The sequence below is a fragment of the Streptomyces sp. NPDC033180 genome (genome assembly GCF_055577645.1).
In genome coordinates this window covers 1-18873 of the sequence record NZ_JBVIPU010000002.1, presented here as the reverse complement: position 1 = coordinate 18873, position 18873 = coordinate 1, and the positions used below count along the sequence as shown (strand labels likewise).

The window sequence follows — 18873 nt, the reverse complement described above, 5'->3', positions numbered from 1 at the left end:
AGACTATCCTGGAGCAGTACGAGGTGACTCATGTACACAGGGCCGGGGGCATGGGCCTCGTCTACCGTGTGCGGCACAAGCAGTGGGGCCTCGACCTCGCCGCCAAGCGGCCCCGCCCCGAACTCCTCGCCCAGGCCAACGGTGTGGAGCGCTTCGTCGAAGAGGCCGAGACATGGATGTCGATCGGGCTGCATCCGCATCTGTGCTTCTGTCACTACGTCCGCGTCGTCAGCGGGGTACCGCTGGTCTTCACCGAGTACGTGGAAGGGGGCAGCCTGCGAGCCTGGCTCGACGACGGGCGGTTGTACGCGGGCGGGTGCGACATCGCGCTGCTGCGGGTGCTCGACATCGCTGTCCAGATGGCGTGGGGGCTCGCCCATGCGCACGCGCGGAGCCTGGTCCACCAGGACGTCAAACCGGGCAATGTCCTTCTCGATGCGCAAGGCAGCGTGAAACTGACGGACTTCGGACTGGCGCGGGCGTTCGCCCGAGCAGGGGCGAGCCGTCCGCCGGACAGCGCGGGAGGGGGGTGTGCGGAGGCTGCCGACTTGTCGGTGACCGTGCGTGGCATGACCCGCCCCTACGCCTCGCCGGAACAGCTCGCGGGGCAACGGCTCGGTCCTGCCAGCGACATGTGGAGCTTCGCCGCGACAGTGCTCGAGATGCTCTCCGGAGAGGTGACCTGGTACACGGGTGCTGCCGCCGGCGCGGCACTCGACGCCCTGCGGCGGCGTGCCCACCGCGAGGGGGATGCCGAGAGGCGCGAGGTTCGTGAAGGCGGCCGCTGGCGGCCCGAGCCTGCTCTGGCGATCCCCGACGCGCTGGGCGACCTCCTCGCCCGGTGTCTGCGTCGGCCGCCTCGGGAGAGACCCGTGAGCATGGGAGAGTGCGCCGAAACGCTGATCGCGATCTATCGGGAAGTGTCGGGGGCCGCATACCCCCGCCTGCGACCCGTGCCGGGGCAGATGCGTGCAGACGAGCTCAACAACCGCGCCTTGTCGATGTTCGACCTCGGCCGTGCCGCCGACGCCGAACAGCTGCTGGCCCAAGCGCTCGCCGCCGATCCATACCACCCCGAAGCGACGTACAACAATGGCGTGTTGAGGTGGCGCGAGGGGGTGGCGACGGACGGGGCAGTCCTGCACACGCTGCGAGCCGCGCGCGCGGCGGACGGGGACCCGCTGCGCATCGATCCGCTGCTGCGGCTGGTCGGTCGGGAGCGAGGCGACAGTGGTGCGGACGCCGAAGCGGACAACACCGCGCCGGAAGCGTGCAAGCCGGTCGACGACTTCGAGCCAGCTCTGCAGGTGGTCGCGGTACCACACACCTCCCGCGTTCTCGCCATCGACAATCTTGGCCCAGTCACACATTTCACTCTGCGTGACGTCGTCACGGGTGTGGTCCTGTGGGAGTGCACTGGCCCCGACATGCACGGCGGTGCTTGGGGCGGCCCCCCGGTGTTTCCCGTGGGGGACGGCAGCCAGGCCGTCATCGCAGCCGACGACGGCCTGTGGGAGTGCGATCTGATGACCGGGCGCTTCGCCCGTGTCGTGCACGACCGCCGAGTACGGACGCACCTCGTCGCGACAGCCCAGCACTCCCGCCGGGCCGCCGCGGCCGAAGTGCTCCACCGCGACGGCCCCGTCCGGTTCTGGGAGGTGGGCCGCGGCCGAAATCCCGCACTCATCAAGGCTCGTGACAGAGTACGGGCGGTCGCACTCACCCCGGACGGGCGGCACGCGCTGGTCGCCTGCGAGAAGGGCGAGGTCCAGGTCTGGGATCTGCACGACCGGCGGTGCATACGGACTCTGGCCGGCCCCTCCGCCGACGACGCCGGTCCGGTGGACGCACTGCACGTCACACCGGACGGCCACTGGGTGGTCGTTTCGGCCGGAAGTACTCAGGTGGGCGTGTGGGAACTGGCGACCGGCCGCCGTGCCGCACTCCTCGATTTCCCGGCGGAAAAGTGCGCCTCTCTGTGCGTCACCTCGGACGGGCGACTGGTCACGGGGCACGGCGGCGGAGCGGTCCGCCTGTGGGAGCTGCCGTCCGGCACTCCGGTGCGGGAACTGGCCGCTCACCCCACAACGGTGCATCACGTGGAGGTGCCCCGGACGGCTCCGGCGCACAGCGCCTCGCGCTGGGTGCTGACGCACTGCAGCGACGGTGCGGCCCGCGCGTGGGATCTGGAATCAGGCCGCTGCCTCTTCACCTTGACCATCGGCACCACCGGCACCGCGTTCCACCTCCCAGCCGCTTTGAGCGCCGATGGCCGATACGTGATCCATGTGCGTGACGGGGAACTGCGGGCGAGGCATCTCGCCGCGGGGCCCGAGAGCCCTCTGCAGATCTCCCGGCCGCGGTCGGTCGCGGTGCAGTACGCGGTCAGGGCGCATGTCGACGACCATCTCGCCCAAGCCGGGCAAGCCCTCGCCGCCAGGGAGTGGGACCGCGCGCACCGACTGCTGGAGCGGGCCCGCGACCAGGAGGGGCACGAACGGGACAGCAGAGTACTGGAGTTATGGGGCCGGCTGGCCCTGGTCTCCGCCCGCACCGCCTTCCGCGGAGGCTGGCTCAGCCACACCCTGGGCGGCCCCGACACGCTTCCGCTGGCGATGTGCGACGTGTCGGGCGCATCCCACGTACTGGCGGCCATGCCTGCTGGCGAAAGGGCGGGCGACGGCGGGCGGGTGTGGCTGTCCGACGTCGCCACGGGCGAGCGGCACACAGCCCTCGAGGGCCATGACGCGGCGGTCACCGTCGGCGCCGTGAGCCCCGACAGCCGGTTCGCCGCCACGGCAGGGGTGGATGGATCCTTGCGCTTCTGGCGTCTCGCAGGCGGAGAGCACGACAGCGGTGAGCGCTCGAGCGGAGAGTGCCTGCACAAGCGCGTAGGACACACAGACGCGGTGTCCGCACTGTGCTTCAGTCCCGACGGTCGCCTCCTCCTGTCCGGGGGCCAAGACCGCAGGATCCTCGTGTGGGACGTTGCAAGCGGCCGTTGCGTGCGGGTCCTGAGAGGGCACAGGGCGCCGGTGACGGCGCTGAGGGTGACCCCGGACGGCCAGTGTGTCCTGTCGACCGGGCCGGAGGAACACGCGGTGCGAATATGGGAGTTGAGCACGGGGCGATTCCTGCGCTTCCACGCCCGGTCGGCCATCGGAGGGCACGACTCCCTCGAAGTGACTCCGGACGGGCGACACGTCGTCTCGGCAACGCTCCTGAATAGCCCCATCGAGGTACGCGCGCTGCAATCGGGGGGCCTCGTGCGGCGCTTGGAGGCCCCACCCATGACTTTCTGGCGCGGTATGTGTCTGTCTCCGGACGGCCGCTACGTCTTCGCCGCCTCCACCGACCGCCGCGTACGTGTGTGGAAGTGGGAGTCGAGTGAGCAGGTGGGTGAACTCTTCTGGCAGGACGGGGAAATCGACGGCGTGTACATGACGAGGAACGGGCGGCATCTGGTGACTGGTAGCTCTGGTGGCGCACTCGGTGTCTGGGAGTGCGACTGGGACCTGGCACCAAGGTCCGCCGAGCACGAAGTGGAGGAGTCCCCATGACCAGCGCGGCCTGGCTGGAGCCCTCCGTGCGCGCCGCCCTCGCCGAGCGAGGTGTCCGTATCCTGCGCGAGTTGGGGAAGGGAGCCATGGGCAGCGTGTTCCTGGCCCGCGACACGGCGACCGGGCGGGACTTCGCGTTGAAGGTCATGCTCCCGCGCGTCGTGCCGGGACCGCACTCCCTGGCCCGCTTCCGCCGCGAGGCCGAGGTCACCGGCAGACTGAGCCACCCACACATCGCAGCCCTCCACCGCGTCGACGAGATCGACGAGACCCTCGTCCTGTACGGGGAGTTCTGCCCCGGTGGCAGCCTCGACCAGTGGGCCGCGCGGCGGCGTGACTGCCCCTTCACGCCGGAAGAGGTTCTGCGCGTCGCCGACCAGGCCATGGACGGCCTGGCTCATGCACACGCCCAAGGCGTCGTCCACCGCGACGTCACGCCGCAGAACCTCCTGATCAGCGCGGCCCGCAACCCGAGCGACGCCTCCGGCGAGATCTTCGATGTCAAGGTCGGCGACTTCGGCCTTGCCAAGGCCTTCGACGAGGCCGGTCTGAGCGGGTTCACCCTGACCGGCACCACGGTCGGCCGCCCACAGTTCATGTCGCGCGGGCAAGTCGTCGACTTCAAGTACAGCGGCCCCGAGGTCGACGTGTGGTCGTTGGCAGCTTGCCTGTACTGGATGCTTACGCTCACCAGCCCTCGGCCCTTCCCACCCGGCGCCGACCCCTGGCAGGTTGTACTCGACAGCTCACCGATACCGGTCCGGTCCCACAACCCACAGGTTTCGCGTGAACTAGCGAGGGCGATCGACCGGGCACTGTGCGAGGAGCCGGGCGACGCCATGACCACCATGGGTGAACTGCGCGAGCTGCTGTCACACTGCAACGGCTTGGCGCCCCTGGCCCCAGGCGGCGAGGGAACCAGGGGAACGCGGCCATGAGCGGAGAACTCTACGGGCTCATCGGGGCTGTTGGCGGGGCCCTTGTCGCAGGCGTCCTGGCCTACGTCACTCAGATTCACGGACAGCGCCATGCCGCACGGCTGGTCAAGGCGGAGGCGGCGACAGCTCGTATCGTGCGGATCAGGACGAGAGTGCGAGCCTGGTACGAATTTCTTGACCACACGGCCCAGGACCTCAGACTGGAGCGGCCAGGTGACGCGGTCGCCTTCGGCGAAACGGCCGACAGGCTCGCCTCCGAAGTTCAGGAAGCCCTCGACGCCCTCACCCAGGACGGCATCTGGTTCCGGCAGGGAACCTACACAGCGGGCACGGACGGCCAACCGGAGGGAATCTCCCAACTGTTGGCCTCCGTCACCCGCCGTCTCAAGGAGGCACTTGCGCCCGGGCCGCCGTCATGGGCCGACACCGAGGCCGAAGTCCTTGAGCTCCTCGGACACGCGCAGCTGGAACGCGACGAGCTCTCGACGCTGCTGATGGACCTGATCGAGGGCCATACCGACGAGCGCGTCCAGGTGGTCAGAGGGCTTCAGATGCCTGCTACCCCCAGGGCCCCTTTCCGCAGCAGGAGGCGCCCGTGACCTCACCCAGCTTCACCAGGCGATGGCGGACTCAAGAGCGCAGGATGTCGCGCTCGCCGCGCCGGAATCCCCGACTGGCCGCGCCCCCGACGATGCGCAGCTATCTCTGGTCCGCCCGCTGATCCAAACGCAAAAGTTAGTGGTGAAGGTGGGCCGCGCCCTCCACCATCTCCCGTGCCCGCTGGTCCAGCACGCATTGCGCTGCTAGGGCTGTACCAGTCCGACCGGCCCAGGGCCCGCGGCTGGAATGCCGTCGGCTGCCCGTCGTCGCCGAGGCGTAGTCGCCCGAGTAGTGCGCCATGCCGTTACCGAACGAACCGCTGCCACGGGTCCGACTCGTCGAGGTCCCTCAACCGCAACTGGTTGAAAGGGGACTTCGCGAACCGCCCCGTCCACGTACCGAATCGACGCAGCAGGGCTGTTGTGCTTGCTACGGCCCTTACTTGGGCGCTCTGCGGCCATACTGAGACGGTGCGACGGGGACGCACAGCCCAATCCGGAAGATCGCTAACAGACGTCAAGTGACAACTACGGAACGTTACCGCTGCCCATGATCACGCGGAAATGCTCGAACAGTGCTCGTGATCACGCGGAATTGCTCGCGTATCTGCGGAACCTACAGCGGGGCTGTTCTGGTTGAGGAGTTGGTGTGTGAGTTGTTCGGTCTCGATTTCCATCGGGAGACTGAGTGAGTGGTTGATCTGGTCGAGGCGGGAGATCGCGGCAGCGAGGCCGCTGCGGTTGCCCGCGGCCGCCTCTATTCGAAACCACGGATACAGGACTTCAGTGAGGGCCGGTGAGGCCGCCAGAGAGGGGGAAACACGCCCAGCTCCTCGCCCGTGGTGGCGTGTGAGCGCTGGTCTGCAGCACTGGGATTCGCCGCTGGACAAGGAGCGGGGGCAGCAAGGCTGTCCGGCTCCTTATCCGGTGTGGCCGCGGCGCGGGCTCTGGGGGCGGTGTGCCCCTCGTCGGGAGGTGGCGCCATGGTCCTTGTGCTGGGTGAGCGTCTTGTCCGGAGACGGCCAGCACGGCGGTGATCTCGTCGACGGCTTGGCGCTGAAGCCGCTGGAGGGTGATGTCGGCGCCCAGGATGTCGACGCGCTGCGGCCCGCAGTTCGCCGTGTCGATCGCCTCGGAACACGCACCCGGCAGGTCAGCCGTCGGCGACCGTCACGTCCTTGCGCGAGTGGCGGCTCGCGCACCTTCCGCTGGACACCGGACCACTGGCTCGTGACCCCCTGACCCGCTGCTCGACACCGCACCAGTGGCAGCACCCTGCGTGGAGCAGCCGCCCTGGCAGATCTTTCCGACGGCCGCGAGAACACGCAGGTCAGGCCCGGTGCATGTGAGGCGTCGAGTGGCGCAATACTCCGGCAACACCACGACCGCGGCCACGTCGGTATGGTCCGTCGCATGCCAGCCGAACGTATCCGCGAGCACACTGTGCCGGTCGCCGCCGCACGCCGGCGTCGGCTGCGCGCGGACCAAGCGCGGCAGCTCGCCGACCTCCTGCGCCACCAGGTGCGCACGGGAGGCTTTCCCAGCGGTGTCCTGCCGCTGGAGGGCGCGATCGGCAGCGACTACCACGTCTCTCGGAACACCGTCCGGCAGGCGCTGGATCTGCTCCGTACAGAAGGGCTGCTGGAACGGCAGCCCGGAGTCGGCACCGTCGTGGTGACCGAGAAGTATCCGCACGGCCTGGACCGGCTGCAGGGCCTCGCCGAGACCCTGCACGAACACGGCGACGTCACCAACGAAGTCCGTACGGTCGGTCCCGTCCCCGCGCCCGCACCCGTGGCGCAGCGGCTCGGCCTGGTAGAGCACGCCGACGTGCTCTACATCGAGCGGCTGCGCCGGCTCAACGGCCTGCCGCTCTCCCTCGATCTCACCTACATCCCGATGGACATCGGCGCCGGTCTCATCGGCTGCGATCTGGAGAACACAGATGTGTTCCGGCTGCTCGAGACCCTGACCGGTCAGCCGCTCGGCACGGCCGAGATCACCCTGGAGGCCGTCAACGCCGACGTGCACTCCGCCGCCGTTCTCGAGGCCCCGCGCGGCGTCGCCGTCCTCATGCTCGAACGCCTCACCTCGCTGTCCGACGGGCGTCCCGTGGACCTGGAGTTCATTCGCTTCCGCGGTGACCGCATTGCCATGACCGGGTTGCTCCACCGGGCGCTCTGAACCACCGGCCCGTGCGGGCCACCGGGCCCGCCGGCCGGCCCGCCGGTCCTTCTGATTTCTCACTCCGCCACTCTTTCCGGGAGACAGCCATGCCTCTGGCCCCCCAGCGCGCCGACGTGCCCGTGACCATCGACGAGTCGAAGTGCATCGACGGCTGCACGCTCTGCGTCGACATGTGCCCGCTCGATTCGCTCGCGATCAACCCGGACAGCGGCAAGGCCTTCATGCACGTCGATGAGTGCTGGTACTGCGGGCCGTGCGCCGCCCGCTGCCCCACGGGCGCGGTCACGGTCAACATGCCCTATCTGCTCCGGTGATGGCGGCGAAGGAAGGCGGCGAAGGTCGAGAGGCTCCCACTCCCATGAGGCGCACAGCTCCCGTGAAACGTACGGCTCCCATGAAACGCACAGCTCCCACCAAACGCACGGCGCTTGCCACTGCCTCGGCCATCCTGCTGGCCCTGCCCCTAACGAGCTGCGGCGGCGCGAGCGCGGACGACTCCGGCACCGTCACCGTGACCATCGGCTACCAGTCCAAGACCATCAACACCGTCACCGCGGGCACGCTGTTGCGGTCGCTCGGCTACTTCGAGCGCGAACTCGCCGCGCGCGGCAAGCGCGAGGGCGTCACGTACAAGGTCAAATGGCAGGACTACGCCACCGGCGCCCCGATCACCGCGCAGATGACTGCCGGGAAGATCGACATCGGGTCGATGGGCGACTTCCCCCTCTTGATCAACGCCGCCCGTGGCACCCAGTTGAACCGGCCGACGAAGCTCGTCTCCGTCACCGGATACAACCTCCGCGGAGGGCTCAACACCATTGTCACCGGCACCGATTCGAAGCTCTCTGCACTGAAGGACCTGCGCGGCAAGAAGGTCTCGACGAGCGTCGGATCGGCTGCCGACGGCACCCTGGTACGGGCGCTGCGGCAGGCCGGCATCGACCCGGAGAACGACATCCGCAAGCTCAACCAGCAGCCCGCCGTGGGTGCCTCGGCGCTCCAGGCGGGCAGCGCTGACGCTCTCTCGCAGTTCGTGGCATGGCCCGGCCTGCTCGCCTTCCAAGACCGGGCCCGAGCACTGTACGACGGTGCGGAACTGGACCTGCCGACCTTCCATGGGGTCACCGCGCGGGACGACTTCGCGAAGAAGCGCCCCGGAGTCCTGGAGGACTTTCTGCGCGCCCAAGCCAAGGCGACCGACCACCTCAACAAGTGGCCTGTCGCGGCCGCGGAATCAGTGGCGAAGGCGACCGGTCTTCCGCCCGAGGTCGTCTACCTCTACAACGGCGCGCACGGCATCGCCACCTTCGACACCACGATCAAACCCGCGCTGGTGGATGCGTTGAAGAAGGACGTGCCCGTCCTGAAGTCGGCGAAGCTGGTGGGCGATGTCGATGTCGACGCCTTCGTCGACGAGCGATACATGAAGAAGGCGTACGGCGACAGATACGCCACCGCCCTGACCGCCACCCCCAAGCCCCCGCGCAGCGAGCTCTGGCTGAAGGGCGAGAACAAGACCCGGTCCTTCGCCGAACCGGCCGACATGCTGCGCCAGGCAGCCGCGCACCAGGGCAAGGTGCGTGCCGCGTACGTCCCCGACACCACGACCGGGACGCCCTGGTTCGCCGACAAGGCCGTGTGGGTGGCGGACGGCAAGAAGCTGCTGCCCTTCGTCACGCCCTCCACCGCCACGGCCTACACCAAGGCGCATCCGGGGGCGCGCACCATCTCGTACAAGCAGGCCCTCACACACAACCAGGCGCAGGGGCAGGCGTCATGACAGGGCATCATCTGCTGCGCGCCCTGTCGCTCGCCGCCGCGCTCGGCCTGTGGCAGCTCCTGACCGCGCTCGACGTCGAACTGTGGCTCCGCTTCGAGCAGTTCCCCACGGTCATCGACGTCGCGCGGGAGTTCGGGCGGCGCATCGGCAGCGAGGAGTACTGGCAGGACCTTACGGACAGCCTCAGCCGCATCCTGGCCGGCTTCGCCCTCGCGGCGGTCGCAGGCGTGGCCGTCGGCACGGCGATCGCCCGTTCCCGCCTGGCCGCCGACCTGCTCGGTCCCGTCCTCGAAGTACTGCGGCCCATACCGGCGATCGCCCTGGTACCCGTGGCGATCCTGCTCTTCCCCAGTAACGAGCAGGGCATCGTGTTCATCACCTTCACCGCGGCATTCTTCCCCGTCATGGTCTCCACCCGGCACGCGGTCCGCGCCCTGACCCCGGTCTGGGAGGAGGCGGTGCTCACGATGGGCGGCGGCCGGTGGCGCGTCCTCGGCTCGGTGGTCCTGCCCGGGGCACTGCCCGGCATTCTCGGCGGGCTCTCCGTCGGCATCGGCGTCTCGTGGATCTGTGTGATCTCAGCAGAGATGATCTCCGGTGAGTACGGGGTGGGCTACCGCACCTGGCAGGACTACACGGTGGTCGACTACCCCGGCGTCTTCGTCGGCATGGTGACGATCGGAGCCCTCGGGTGGATGACGTCGACGGCTTTGGAGGTGCTGGGCCGAAGGATGACGCGGTGGCTGCCACGCACGGCGTCCCGCCTCGAGGCACCGGTGCTGCCACGCCGGAACCGGCCGAGGATTCCGCGAGCAGAACCCCGCATCACCACGGCCGATGATGCCGGGATGCGTACCCCCGTCCACGCCCCGGACCACCCGCACAAGGAGACGCAAGGAGGCGTGAGCCCATGAGCACACCCCTCGAGACCATCCTCGCTCCCGTCCTCGCCCCGCCCCGAGGAACCCGGCTCACCCTGCGCGGCGCTTCGATCGGGCGGGCGGGGGCCGCCGTCCTCGACGGGCTCGATCTGGACATCGCACCCGGCGAGGTCCTCACCGTCGTCGGCCCGTCCGGATGCGGAAAGTCCACCCTGCTTCGCACCCTCGCCGGGCTGCTGCCTCCCCTCGGCGGGCAGATCACCCAGGACGGGGCCCCCATCACCGCACCCCACGCCGAACGTGCACTGATCTTCCAGGACGACGCGCTGCTGCCGTGGCGCACTCTGCGCGCCAATGTCGAACTGCCGCTGGCCATCCAGGGGTTGAGCCGCTCCGGGCGCCGCGCCCAGGCCGAGGAATGGCTGGAGCGTGTCGGCCTCGGAGGGCACGGCGTCAAACTCCCGCACCGCGTCTCGGGAGGTCAGCGGCAGCGTGTCCAGCTCGCCCGTGCCCTCGCGGGAGATCCGCGGGCCGTCCTCATGGACGAGCCGTTCGGCGCGCTCGACGCGCAGACCAGGGCCGGGATGCAGCAGCTCCTGGCCGAGGTGTTGGGCGGCACGGGTGCGACCGTCGTCTTCGTCACTCATGACGTGGACGAGGCGATCTTCCTCGGCGACCGCGTCGCGCTCCTCGGCACCGGCCGCACCTCGAGGCCCCTGGCCGTCCTCGACGTGCCGCGCCCCCGCGACCGTACGTCCCACGACGCCCCCGCCACCGTCGAGCTGCGCCGCACCGTTCTGACGTCCCTCGGCACCTGAGAGGCCCTCCTTCCATGCAGATCCCCGCAGTCACCGACGCCCAGGAGCTCTCCTGCGACGTCCTCGTCATCGGCGGCGGCACGGCCGGCACGATGGCGGCGCTCACCGCGGCCGAACAGGGCCGCGACGTCCTCCTCCTGGAGAAGGCGCACGTCCGCCACTCCGGCGCCCTCGCCATGGGCATGGACGGCGTCAACAACGCCGTGATCCCCGGCCGCGCCGAACCCGACGACTACATAGCCGAGATCACCCGCGCCAACGACGGCATCGTCGACCAGTCCACCGTCCGCCAGACCGCGACCCGCGGTTTCTCGATGGTGCAGCGACTGGAGTCGTACGGGGTGAAATTCGAGAAGGACGAGCACGGCGAGTACGCGGTGCGCCAGGTGCACCGCTCCGGTTCGTACGTCCTGCCCATGCCCGAGGGCAAGGACGTCAAGAAGGCCCTCTACCGGCAGTTGCGCCGCCGCGAGATGCGCGAACGCATCCGCATCGAGAACCGTGTGATGCCGGTCCGGGTGCTCACGGCGGACGGCCGGGCCGTCGGAGCGGCCGGATTCAACACGCGTACGGGCGAGTTCGTGACCGTGCGCGCGGGCGCCGTGATCCTCGCGACCGGTCCGTGCGGCCGCCTCGGCCTGCCTGCGAGCGGCTACCTCTACGGCACGTACGAGAACCCCACCAACGCGGGCGACGGCTACTCCATGGCCTACCACGCCGGTGCCGAACTCACCGGCATCGAGTGCTTCCAGATCAACCCGCTGATGAAGGACTACAACGGCCCCGCCTGCGCTTACGTGGCCAACCCCTTCGGGGGCTACCAGGTCAACCGGCACGGCGAGCGCTTCGTCGACTCCGACTACTGGTCGGGCCAGATGATGTCGGAGTTCGCGGCCGAACTCGCCTCGGACCGCGGGCCTGTGTACCTCAAGCTCAGCCATCTGCCGGAAGAGTCGATCAGCGCCCTCGAGAACATTTTGCACTCCACGGAGCGGCCGACACGGGGCACCTTCCACGCGAACCGCGGCCACGACTACCGCACCCACGACGTCGAGATGCACATCTCCGAGATCGGCCTGTGCGGAGGCCACTCGGCGTCGGGCGTCCGCGTGGACGACCACGCCCGCACCACCGTGCCCGGTCTGTATGCCGCGGGGGACCTGGCCTGCGTGCCGCACAACTACATGATCGGCGCGTTCGTCTTCGGCGACCTGGCGGGCGCGGACGCCGCCCGATGCGGCGCGTACGAGGGCGAGTTGCCGACCGAGCAGGTGCAAGACGCCCACGAACTGATCTACCGCCCGCTGCGCAACCCGGACGGACCTCCGCAACCGCAGGTCGAGTACAAACTGCGGCGCTTCGTGAATGACTACGTAGCACCGCCGAAGTCGGGCGCGCGGCTGTCGCTGGCCGTGGACCACTTCGAGCGGATGCGCGGCGAAATCGACGAGATGGGCGCGCAGACACCGCACGAGCTGATGCGCTGCGCCGAGGTGCACTTCATCCGGGACTGCGCGGAGATGGCGACCCGCTCCTCCCTGGCCAGGACAGAGTCCCGCTGGGGCCTCTACCACGAGCGTACGGACCACCCGAAGCGTGACGACGACGTCTGGCTGCACCACCTGGACCTTCACAAGTCCCCGGCCGGAACGATGGAGTTCACCGCGCGCCCGGTGGAGCCGTACCTGGTCCCGGTCGCGGAATTCACGCCGGTCGGTGGCGCGTCACGGCACCTGGGCGAGGTGCACCCGGAGCAGGTGGCCACGGCCGGGCAGCGCGACCTGGCCCCGGTCGGATCGCCCACCCGAACGAGCAGCACGGAAACGCGGGACACGACCACCGCCGCCTCCCACTCACCACGCATCCTGGAACTGCTCACCCTCATTGAGGAGGAGCCCGAACTCCCCCTCCTGCACCCCTATTTGACCGACCCGGACCCCGCAGTGCGCCGCGCTGCGGTGGCCGCGCTCACTGAGACCGTCCCGGCGGGTACGGGCCCGGCGCTGGCCGCGACGCTCGCGGACCCGGATCCGGGAGTCCGCGGTGCCGCTGCCGCATCCCTGCGCGAACTGATCGAAGTCCTTACCCCCGGGCCGGAGTTGGGCAGCGGACTGCACACCGCGCTTGCGCATGGCGACGCCCTGGTCCGGTCAACGGCCCTGGATGTCCTGCGTGCCCTGCGCCTGGGCGACGCCGCCGCTTACGCCCCTGCCCTCGCCGATCCGGACATCGAGGTCCGTATCGCATCGGTGCGCGCCCTGGTCTCGGTCGGCGCCCTCGACGCCGTCGCCCGCGCGGGAGTCGACCCGGCCCGCGAGGTCCGCGTCACGGTGGCCCGCGGCCTGGACACTCCGCAGGCGCTGGCCCCCCTGCTGGACGACGCGGACATCCTGGTCCGCGCGGCAGCGTTCACCACTCTGGCCTCCGTGGGTTGCCCCACCCCGTACGACCTCGCGGCCGAGGACGCGCTGGCCGCTCCGTCCTGGCAGGTACGCACAGGTGCGGCCACAGCCCTGGGCGCGGCCGACCCGCACCGCGCCGTCCCCGCGCTGTCCAAGGCACTCGGCGACCCCAACGCCGACGTCCGCAAGGCCGCTGTCCTGGCCCTGCTCCGGCACCCGGCGCACGAGGGCGCTCGTACGGCACTCACCACGGCAGTCCTGGACCCGGACGCGGATGTCCGTGCCTACGCGGCTCGGGCGGCTGCGCCTGCCTGACCGGCTGGCCACAGACCCACGCCCCTCATCGCCCCGCCCCCGCTCACTGATCGACCGGCATGAGCGTGTAGTTGAGGCAGAGAGAGCCGAAGCCCCCGGCGACGGCAGCGGGTGCACCGCCGATCATCTTCGTACGCGGGATGCGGTTCAGCGCGGGACAGTGGAGCCCACAACTCGCCGCACACCCAGAGGACGTGCAGGCAGCCGCTGTTGAGATGCTCCGTGGAGGGGGGTGTCTGCGCGGATCGGCTCGGCCGGGCCCGACCGAGGAGCGGCGAGATACGTACGAACCATCTGGCGGCGTCCCCGGTAGCCGCGTTCGCGGATCTGCAGGAACAGGCGGCTCCCGCTGTACGGGGCCCGAGGTCTCAGACTAGCGCGCGTTGAGACACGGCCTGAGGCGCGCTTGCGCATTGACTACACTGGAGCTCGTCGGCCTTCTTCTGGCCGGATACGGATGATGGAGTCAGCACCAGACCGGCGTGCCCGGCTGCGCATCCCCGATGACACCGGAGCCACTGCGTGGGGTGGTCGCGCGGCCGGTCGGCTCCTTCGACGGGCCCTGGGCCGGGAGACCGTGGACGGGGTGACCTCACGCAGGGGCGCCGAGCGGCGGGTGTTCGAGCACGCGGGGCTTGTACTCGACCAGTTGGGTGCGGCCGTCGAAGGTGCGGTGCCCGATCATCTCGAGGGCGACGTCCGGATAGCCGTCGTAGATGCGTTCTGCGCCCGTGGCCCCGGTGATCACCGGGAACATCACGACGCGGAAGCGGTCGACGAGTCCGGCTCGTAGCAGGGACCGGCACAGGCGGAGGCTGCCGATCGTACTCAGGAGCCCTGAGCCGCTCGACTTCATGGCTCGGACCGCCTCGATGGCGTCGTCGCGAACGAGCGTGGAGTTGGCCCACGTCAGTGGCTCCTCGAGTGAGGAGGAGAACACCATCTTGGACGCTTGCGTGAGTTCGTCGACAGACGCCTCTTCTTCGGGCCTGAACTCGTCTTGGCCATTCGGGACCTCGCCTGCGGCGAAGCCCGACATCTGGCGGTAGGTGTTCGTCCCCATCAGGTAGGTGGCCTCGGGCTGCTCGCCGAGCCATGCGAGGTACTCCGGGCCCTCGAGGCCCCAGAACCCGGGCCACCCCTCTCCTGATGCGTGGCCGTCGAGGGAGGTGATGAAGTCGACGAGAAGCTCCGACATGGCGGTGTCCTTTCCTCAGGTGCCACGAGCTTGGACCGGCCGGGTGCCACAAACTCATCGGCCACGCTGTTGAGGTACGGCTTTCGCCGCAATGGGTCCACGCCGCCGGCATCAACCTGCAAGCCCTCGCCAGCCCTGCCGAGCTCGCCCTGGCCCTGGTGATTGCCAGCCTGTCGGTCTGGGGGCTCGGTGCTGGTGGTTGTTCGGGTGGCGGTCCGGTCAGTGCCCTACACCGCCATCCCTCTGCTCTGCAGCCTGGTGATGGTCGGCGGCTTGTTGGAGTGCCTGCTGCGTAGTGGCGATCGTTACGTCTCTCCCCTGGCATCGAACAGATTATTATGCCGAACACCTACATCGGCGAACCCGAGAGCTGACGGCCACATCTGGACAAGGAGGGGCAGGCCGCCTGGCGCTCCACAACCGGTTTCCTCCTGTCCTGTCGTTACGCCCACTCCGCGCCTAGCTCCGCCAGGGCGGCGCGCTGGTCCTGGGTGAGCTTGTCCCGGCGCTGTTTCTGGTTGGCGTACCAGACGCCCAGCTTGTGCTGGTGCTCCTGGCCTTCGATGACGACGGGCTCGACGTGTCCCCTCGGTACTGCCTTCTGGGCACCCTCGCGGGCGATCCACTGGGTGAAGGCGGTCAGGCCGCGTTGGAATGCCTGCTGCGCTTTGCCCGTCCCCTTCGCCGGGCTCTTGCCCGCCGAGGCGGGAGCCGGGGCCTCTGCGGGCGTCACGCCCAGCCCGACAAGCCGCTCCTGTTGTTCGGTGGACAGCTGCGCCCAGGTGCCCGGCTGTTTCTGCCGCTGAAGCCACTTGCCGATGTCGTCGCCGTCGAAGAGGACGCCGGGCTGGATGTCGGGCAGGTGGCCGTCGGCGTCGACGAGGTCGGAGAGGACGCGGTAGTGGCGTTGCCAGTCGAGTGGCCAGGGGCAGTTCCAGTCCGGGTCGATCGCGGCCAGTTGCTGTGCGCGTTGCGCCGCTCGCCCGGGGTCCTTGCCGAGGCCGCCCCTGCGGCGGAGGTTGGCGAGGAGCTGTCCGATGGCCAGCTGCTCGCCGTCCCCCTCGCCGTCGCCCCACATCGCGTCTTGTCGGGGTGCGAGGTGCCCGGTGGCCCGCCGGTAGGACCGGAGTGCGGCGAGTTTGTTCTCCCATGCTTCGTCGCCGGGTTCCCACACCATTCCGGCGTCGTCCAGGAGGTTTTTGCGGTGGGGGTCGAGTTCACCGGCACGCAGCGCCTTGCGCTGCTGGTGCACCCACCGGCCCAGGGGATAGTCCTTCGTCGTGCCGACCTCGGTCTCGACGTCATAGGGGACGGCGTACAGGCCGGTGATCTCGTTCTCGGTGCGCCAGCGGATCAGGGCCTGGTAGCCCTCCAGCCAGACCAGGGACTCGGGCCGGATGACACGGCAGCGGGTCAGAGCGGCGATGTCGGCGGCGTCGCGGGGGGAGGCGAAGTTGACCACGACCGAGGTGACCCGGTCGACCTCCTGCTGCGCCTCGCTGGTCTCCTCGGTCTCGTCCCCGTTCTCCGGCCCGGCCCCGGTCGCGGGCCGGATGTGGGTGCGCCGGCGTTCCTCACCGCGGGTCAGGGCGCGGGAGGCGAGCTGGTCGACCATGCGTTCCGAGTGCGAGCGCAGGGCTTGGAGGATGTCGACCAGGGGCTGGTAGCTGGCCGAGGCGACCATGTCCTTCGGGTCCTCCCCGGGTTGGAGGAAGACGGGGATGATGATCCGCGCGGTCTTGGTCGTGCCGTCGGGGTTGGGGCGCAGGGCACGTCCGATGTTCTGGACGACGTCCACCTGGGAGCTGCGCGAGCCGACGATGCACACGGCCTCGACCCCGCGCAGTCCGGCGATATCGACCCCGACCCCGAGGGCGCGTACGGAGGACAGGAACGCCCGGTGCACCCGCCGGTTGTGGGCGTCGATGCCGTTGGCGAACCGATGGATCACAGCACGCCGGTGCGCGATGGGATGGTCCCCGCACAGCCAGTCCGCCCACACCCGGTCCGGAGGCACGTGCCGGCCCTCCTCCAGCTCGTACAGCTCAGCGTCGATCGACGACGCAGGCAGCTCCTCCGCCTCGGCCAGCGCCGCCGCGGAGGCCTCAGCGGTGTACAGCTCGGCGGCGGTGCGCGGCATTTGCTCGGCGAACGCCGCGGCCTCTTCCACCCGCTGGTGAAACACCATGGTGGTGTGCAGATTCTGCTGCGCGGTGTGCTCCAGCAATGCTGCCTGGAGCAGGGCCATGCGCCGGCCGCGCAGCGCGTCCTCCGACAGCCCCAGGACCGGGTCCGGGTCGCGGATCTCGAGCACGTCGATCTCGAAGCCGGCGAGGATCGAGCGTTCCACCGCCTCCGCCAGCCCAAGATCAAAAATCCGGGTGCCGTACGTGTGGGAGTCGTCCTCCATCGACGCGATCACCACCTCCCGCCCGTCCCGACCCCGCTGCGGGCGGGGCGCGGCGAGGATCCGCGGGGTGGCAGTCAGGTAGAGCCGGAAGTCGACAGGGATCCGACTGTTGTCATGGATCGCCGCCCACGGCCGCCCCATATCCCCCGCAGTCATGTGCCCCTCGTCCAGAATGGCCAGGTCAAACGGAGCCATCCGCTGCCCGTACAGCCGCTCCCCGCCCGCCAGAGCCGACTCCAACGGCCCAGGAACAGTCCCACGGCCAGTGACATCGGCGGGGTCCTCGCGGTCCACGAGAGAGGCGTACGTAGCGAACACGACCACCGGCCCGGACCCCGCCCACAGGGCGAGCTGGATCGGGTTGGTCGTGGTACGCACTCCGAGCCGCTCCAGGACCTCGTCCTTGTCCACCGAGCAGACCGCGACCATCGGCGCCCGGTGCCCGACCCGCCGCCAGGACTGGGCACTCTGCACGATCAGGTCAAGCGTGGGCACCATCACCAGAATCCGCCCGCTCGGGAAGTACTCCAGAGCGCACGCAGCGGTGGTGATCGTCTTACCGGACCCGGTCGCGGACACCCCCATCGCACGCGCCCCCTCCGGAGGCACAAAAGATCTTGCAGGAAATCCGACCCAATTACGAAAGCACAATTTCTGGTCGACCTGGTGTTCCTTGAGCGGAACCAAAAACATCTCTAAGCCCTCCCCGATTCCTATTCCTGTGGCCCTTCGATGGCCACGTGCGAAATGCAGGCCGCACCCGAGCCGCTCCAGATCGACGCACCCGCCCTACGCCAGCCGGGCTTTCCGTCCTTGAAGGGCGACTGGTCGTCCGGGTCGTAGTGCCCGACACCGCGCGTGCAGAGGATGTAGTCCTCGTCGCTGTTCACCGTCCGCGCCGTACACAGACCGCCGGCCTCGCCCAGCACCTCCAGCACCTGGCGCCGCGCCGTGATGTACGGATGGCCGCGCGGCAGCACGGACTCCCGGACGAACCCCTCCAGCCACACCAGGTCCGCCCGTTCACGCTGCCTCACGTCCGCGAAATGTACGGCCAGCTCAGCCACCCCGCCCGGCCGACGCCGCGCCGTGGCCAGTCCTGGCCCACGATGCCCCCCAGGGCCTCGCTCACCGCCATCACCCCTTCGTCCCAGCCGCCCACCTCGCACTGCGCCCCGGCCACCAGGCCGTCCGCCTCGCTCGCCGGGCGCCCGGCGCTCCAGGAGCGCGAACAGTCTCAACCGGGCGTTCACACCCGCCGTCTGATACTGCGTCACCCGACGCACCGAATCGCTGCTCAGCGTGGGATCTGGTCCGGTAGATTCGTGGTGACCGGTCATCTGGCCATTCTCTCGGAAATTGGGAGATTCCCGAGTGACTGGCGGGTGTCCCAGATTTCTGCCAATGATACATGCTGCATCTATCTGAGGCAGCCACTACACTAGAACCCGACACGAACGAGCGACACCCGCTCCCCGTAGCCAGCCAGACCCGCGCAAGCGGGCCTCTGGGCCCTGGAGGCGCAGCCGGAAGGGCCCTTGAGGCGGGGGAGCGCAGCGGCTCCGCCGACCCAGGGCGGAGCGAAGCGAAGCCCAGGGCCAGTGGGGCGAAGCCCCACAGCTCCGGAAGCGCAGCGGACGGAGCGTCACCAAGCCCGCGAAGCGGGCTTGGTGAGCGGGACGCGCAGCGTCCCGCTCCGCTCCCGCGGAGCGGGAGCGCAACACCCGCGCGCAGCGCGGGTGTTCGCTTGCACATCGCGCAGCGATGTGGTACCCGCTCCGCGGG

Annotated in this window: 12 protein-coding genes; 9 read left to right on the top strand and 3 right to left on the bottom strand. The window is 69.5% G+C overall.

The window, feature by feature from the left end:
- The first annotated feature begins 23 nt into the window (after positions 1-23).
- From ACZ5WE_RS06645 to ACZ5WE_RS06605, 9 genes are all read left to right on the top strand, one after another.
- Positions 24-3560 (top strand): protein kinase domain-containing protein, encoded by a 3537-nt coding sequence (locus tag ACZ5WE_RS06645; RefSeq protein ID WP_467685112.1) that lies wholly within the window; start codon positions 24-26, stop codon positions 3558-3560.
- On the top strand, positions 3557-4498 hold the full coding sequence (locus ACZ5WE_RS06640) for a serine/threonine-protein kinase (RefSeq protein ID WP_467685114.1): 942 nt from the start codon (positions 3557-3559) through the stop codon (positions 4496-4498). The genes ACZ5WE_RS06645 and ACZ5WE_RS06640 overlap by 4 nt, the downstream gene beginning before the upstream one ends.
- Positions 4495-5097: a hypothetical protein gene (locus tag ACZ5WE_RS06635; protein WP_467685116.1), complete on the top strand. Its 603-nt coding sequence runs from the start codon at positions 4495-4497 to the stop codon at positions 5095-5097. Before ACZ5WE_RS06640 ends, ACZ5WE_RS06635 begins: the two co-directional genes overlap by 4 nt.
- 1413 nt (positions 5098-6510) lie before the next feature.
- Positions 6511-7281 carry a GntR family transcriptional regulator gene (locus ACZ5WE_RS06630; RefSeq protein WP_467685118.1) on the top strand — a complete coding sequence of 257 codons (771 nt, stop codon included), beginning with the start codon at positions 6511-6513 and terminating at the stop codon, positions 7279-7281.
- 89 nt (positions 7282-7370) lie between these two features.
- Positions 7371-7598, top strand: coding sequence for a 4Fe-4S dicluster domain-containing protein (locus ACZ5WE_RS06625; protein WP_365373906.1), 228 nt, complete (start codon positions 7371-7373; stop codon positions 7596-7598).
- 80 nt (positions 7599-7678) lie between these two features.
- Positions 7679-9064, top strand: a complete 1386-nt coding sequence (locus tag ACZ5WE_RS06620) for an ABC transporter substrate-binding protein (protein WP_467685120.1) — start codon at positions 7679-7681, stop codon at positions 9062-9064.
- On the top strand, positions 9061-9978 hold the full coding sequence (locus tag ACZ5WE_RS06615) for an ABC transporter permease (protein WP_467685122.1): 918 nt from the start codon (positions 9061-9063) through the stop codon (positions 9976-9978). Before ACZ5WE_RS06620 ends, ACZ5WE_RS06615 begins: the two co-directional genes overlap by 4 nt.
- A complete protein-coding gene (locus tag ACZ5WE_RS06610; RefSeq protein WP_467685124.1) occupies positions 9975-10763 on the top strand; it encodes an ABC transporter ATP-binding protein in 789 nt (262 codons plus the stop codon). Before ACZ5WE_RS06615 ends, ACZ5WE_RS06610 begins: the two co-directional genes overlap by 4 nt.
- Positions 10764-10777: 14 nt before the next feature.
- The gene (locus ACZ5WE_RS06605; protein WP_467685126.1) at positions 10778-13480 is read left to right on the top strand and encodes a fumarate reductase/succinate dehydrogenase flavoprotein subunit; all 2703 of its coding nucleotides are present in this window, start codon (positions 10778-10780) and stop codon (positions 13478-13480) included.
- Between the two features lie 592 nt (positions 13481-14072).
- Here the strand turns inward: ACZ5WE_RS06605 and ACZ5WE_RS06600 are convergent.
- From ACZ5WE_RS06600 to ACZ5WE_RS06590, 3 genes are all read right to left on the bottom strand, one after another.
- Complete coding sequence (locus tag ACZ5WE_RS06600) at positions 14073-14678, bottom strand: dihydrofolate reductase family protein (RefSeq protein WP_467685128.1); 606 nt, start codon at positions 14676-14678, stop codon at positions 14073-14075.
- Between the two features lie 442 nt (positions 14679-15120).
- On the bottom strand, positions 15121-17781 hold the full coding sequence (locus ACZ5WE_RS06595; protein ID WP_467685130.1) for a helicase associated domain-containing protein: 2661 nt from the start codon (positions 17779-17781) through the stop codon (positions 15121-15123).
- 20 nt (positions 17782-17801) lie between these two features.
- On the bottom strand, positions 17802-18125 hold the full coding sequence (locus ACZ5WE_RS06590; RefSeq protein ID WP_467685132.1) for a hypothetical protein: 324 nt from the start codon (positions 18123-18125) through the stop codon (positions 17802-17804).
- Between the last annotated feature and the right edge of the window lie 748 nt (positions 18126-18873).

Coding starts and splice junctions, on each gene's coding strand:
- ACZ5WE_RS06640 (WP_467685114.1), top strand. CDS start 3,557: ATGACCAGCGCGGCCTGGCTGGAGCCCTCCGTGCGCGCCGCCCTCGCC.
- ACZ5WE_RS06635 (WP_467685116.1), top strand. CDS start 4,495: ATGAGCGGAGAACTCTACGGGCTCATCGGGGCTGTTGGCGGGGCCCTT.
- ACZ5WE_RS06630 (WP_467685118.1), top strand. CDS start 6,511: ATGCCAGCCGAACGTATCCGCGAGCACACTGTGCCGGTCGCCGCCGCA.
- ACZ5WE_RS06625 (WP_365373906.1), top strand. CDS start 7,371: ATGCCTCTGGCCCCCCAGCGCGCCGACGTGCCCGTGACCATCGACGAG.
- ACZ5WE_RS06620 (WP_467685120.1), top strand. CDS start 7,679: ATGAAACGCACAGCTCCCACCAAACGCACGGCGCTTGCCACTGCCTCG.
- ACZ5WE_RS06615 (WP_467685122.1), top strand. CDS start 9,061: ATGACAGGGCATCATCTGCTGCGCGCCCTGTCGCTCGCCGCCGCGCTC.
- ACZ5WE_RS06610 (WP_467685124.1), top strand. CDS start 9,975: ATGAGCACACCCCTCGAGACCATCCTCGCTCCCGTCCTCGCCCCGCCC.
- ACZ5WE_RS06605 (WP_467685126.1), top strand. CDS start 10,778: ATGCAGATCCCCGCAGTCACCGACGCCCAGGAGCTCTCCTGCGACGTC.
- ACZ5WE_RS06600 (WP_467685128.1), bottom strand. CDS start 14,678: ATGTCGGAGCTTCTCGTCGACTTCATCACCTCCCTCGACGGCCACGCA.
- ACZ5WE_RS06595 (WP_467685130.1), bottom strand. CDS start 17,781: ATGTTTTTGGTTCCGCTCAAGGAACACCAGGTCGACCAGAAATTGTGC.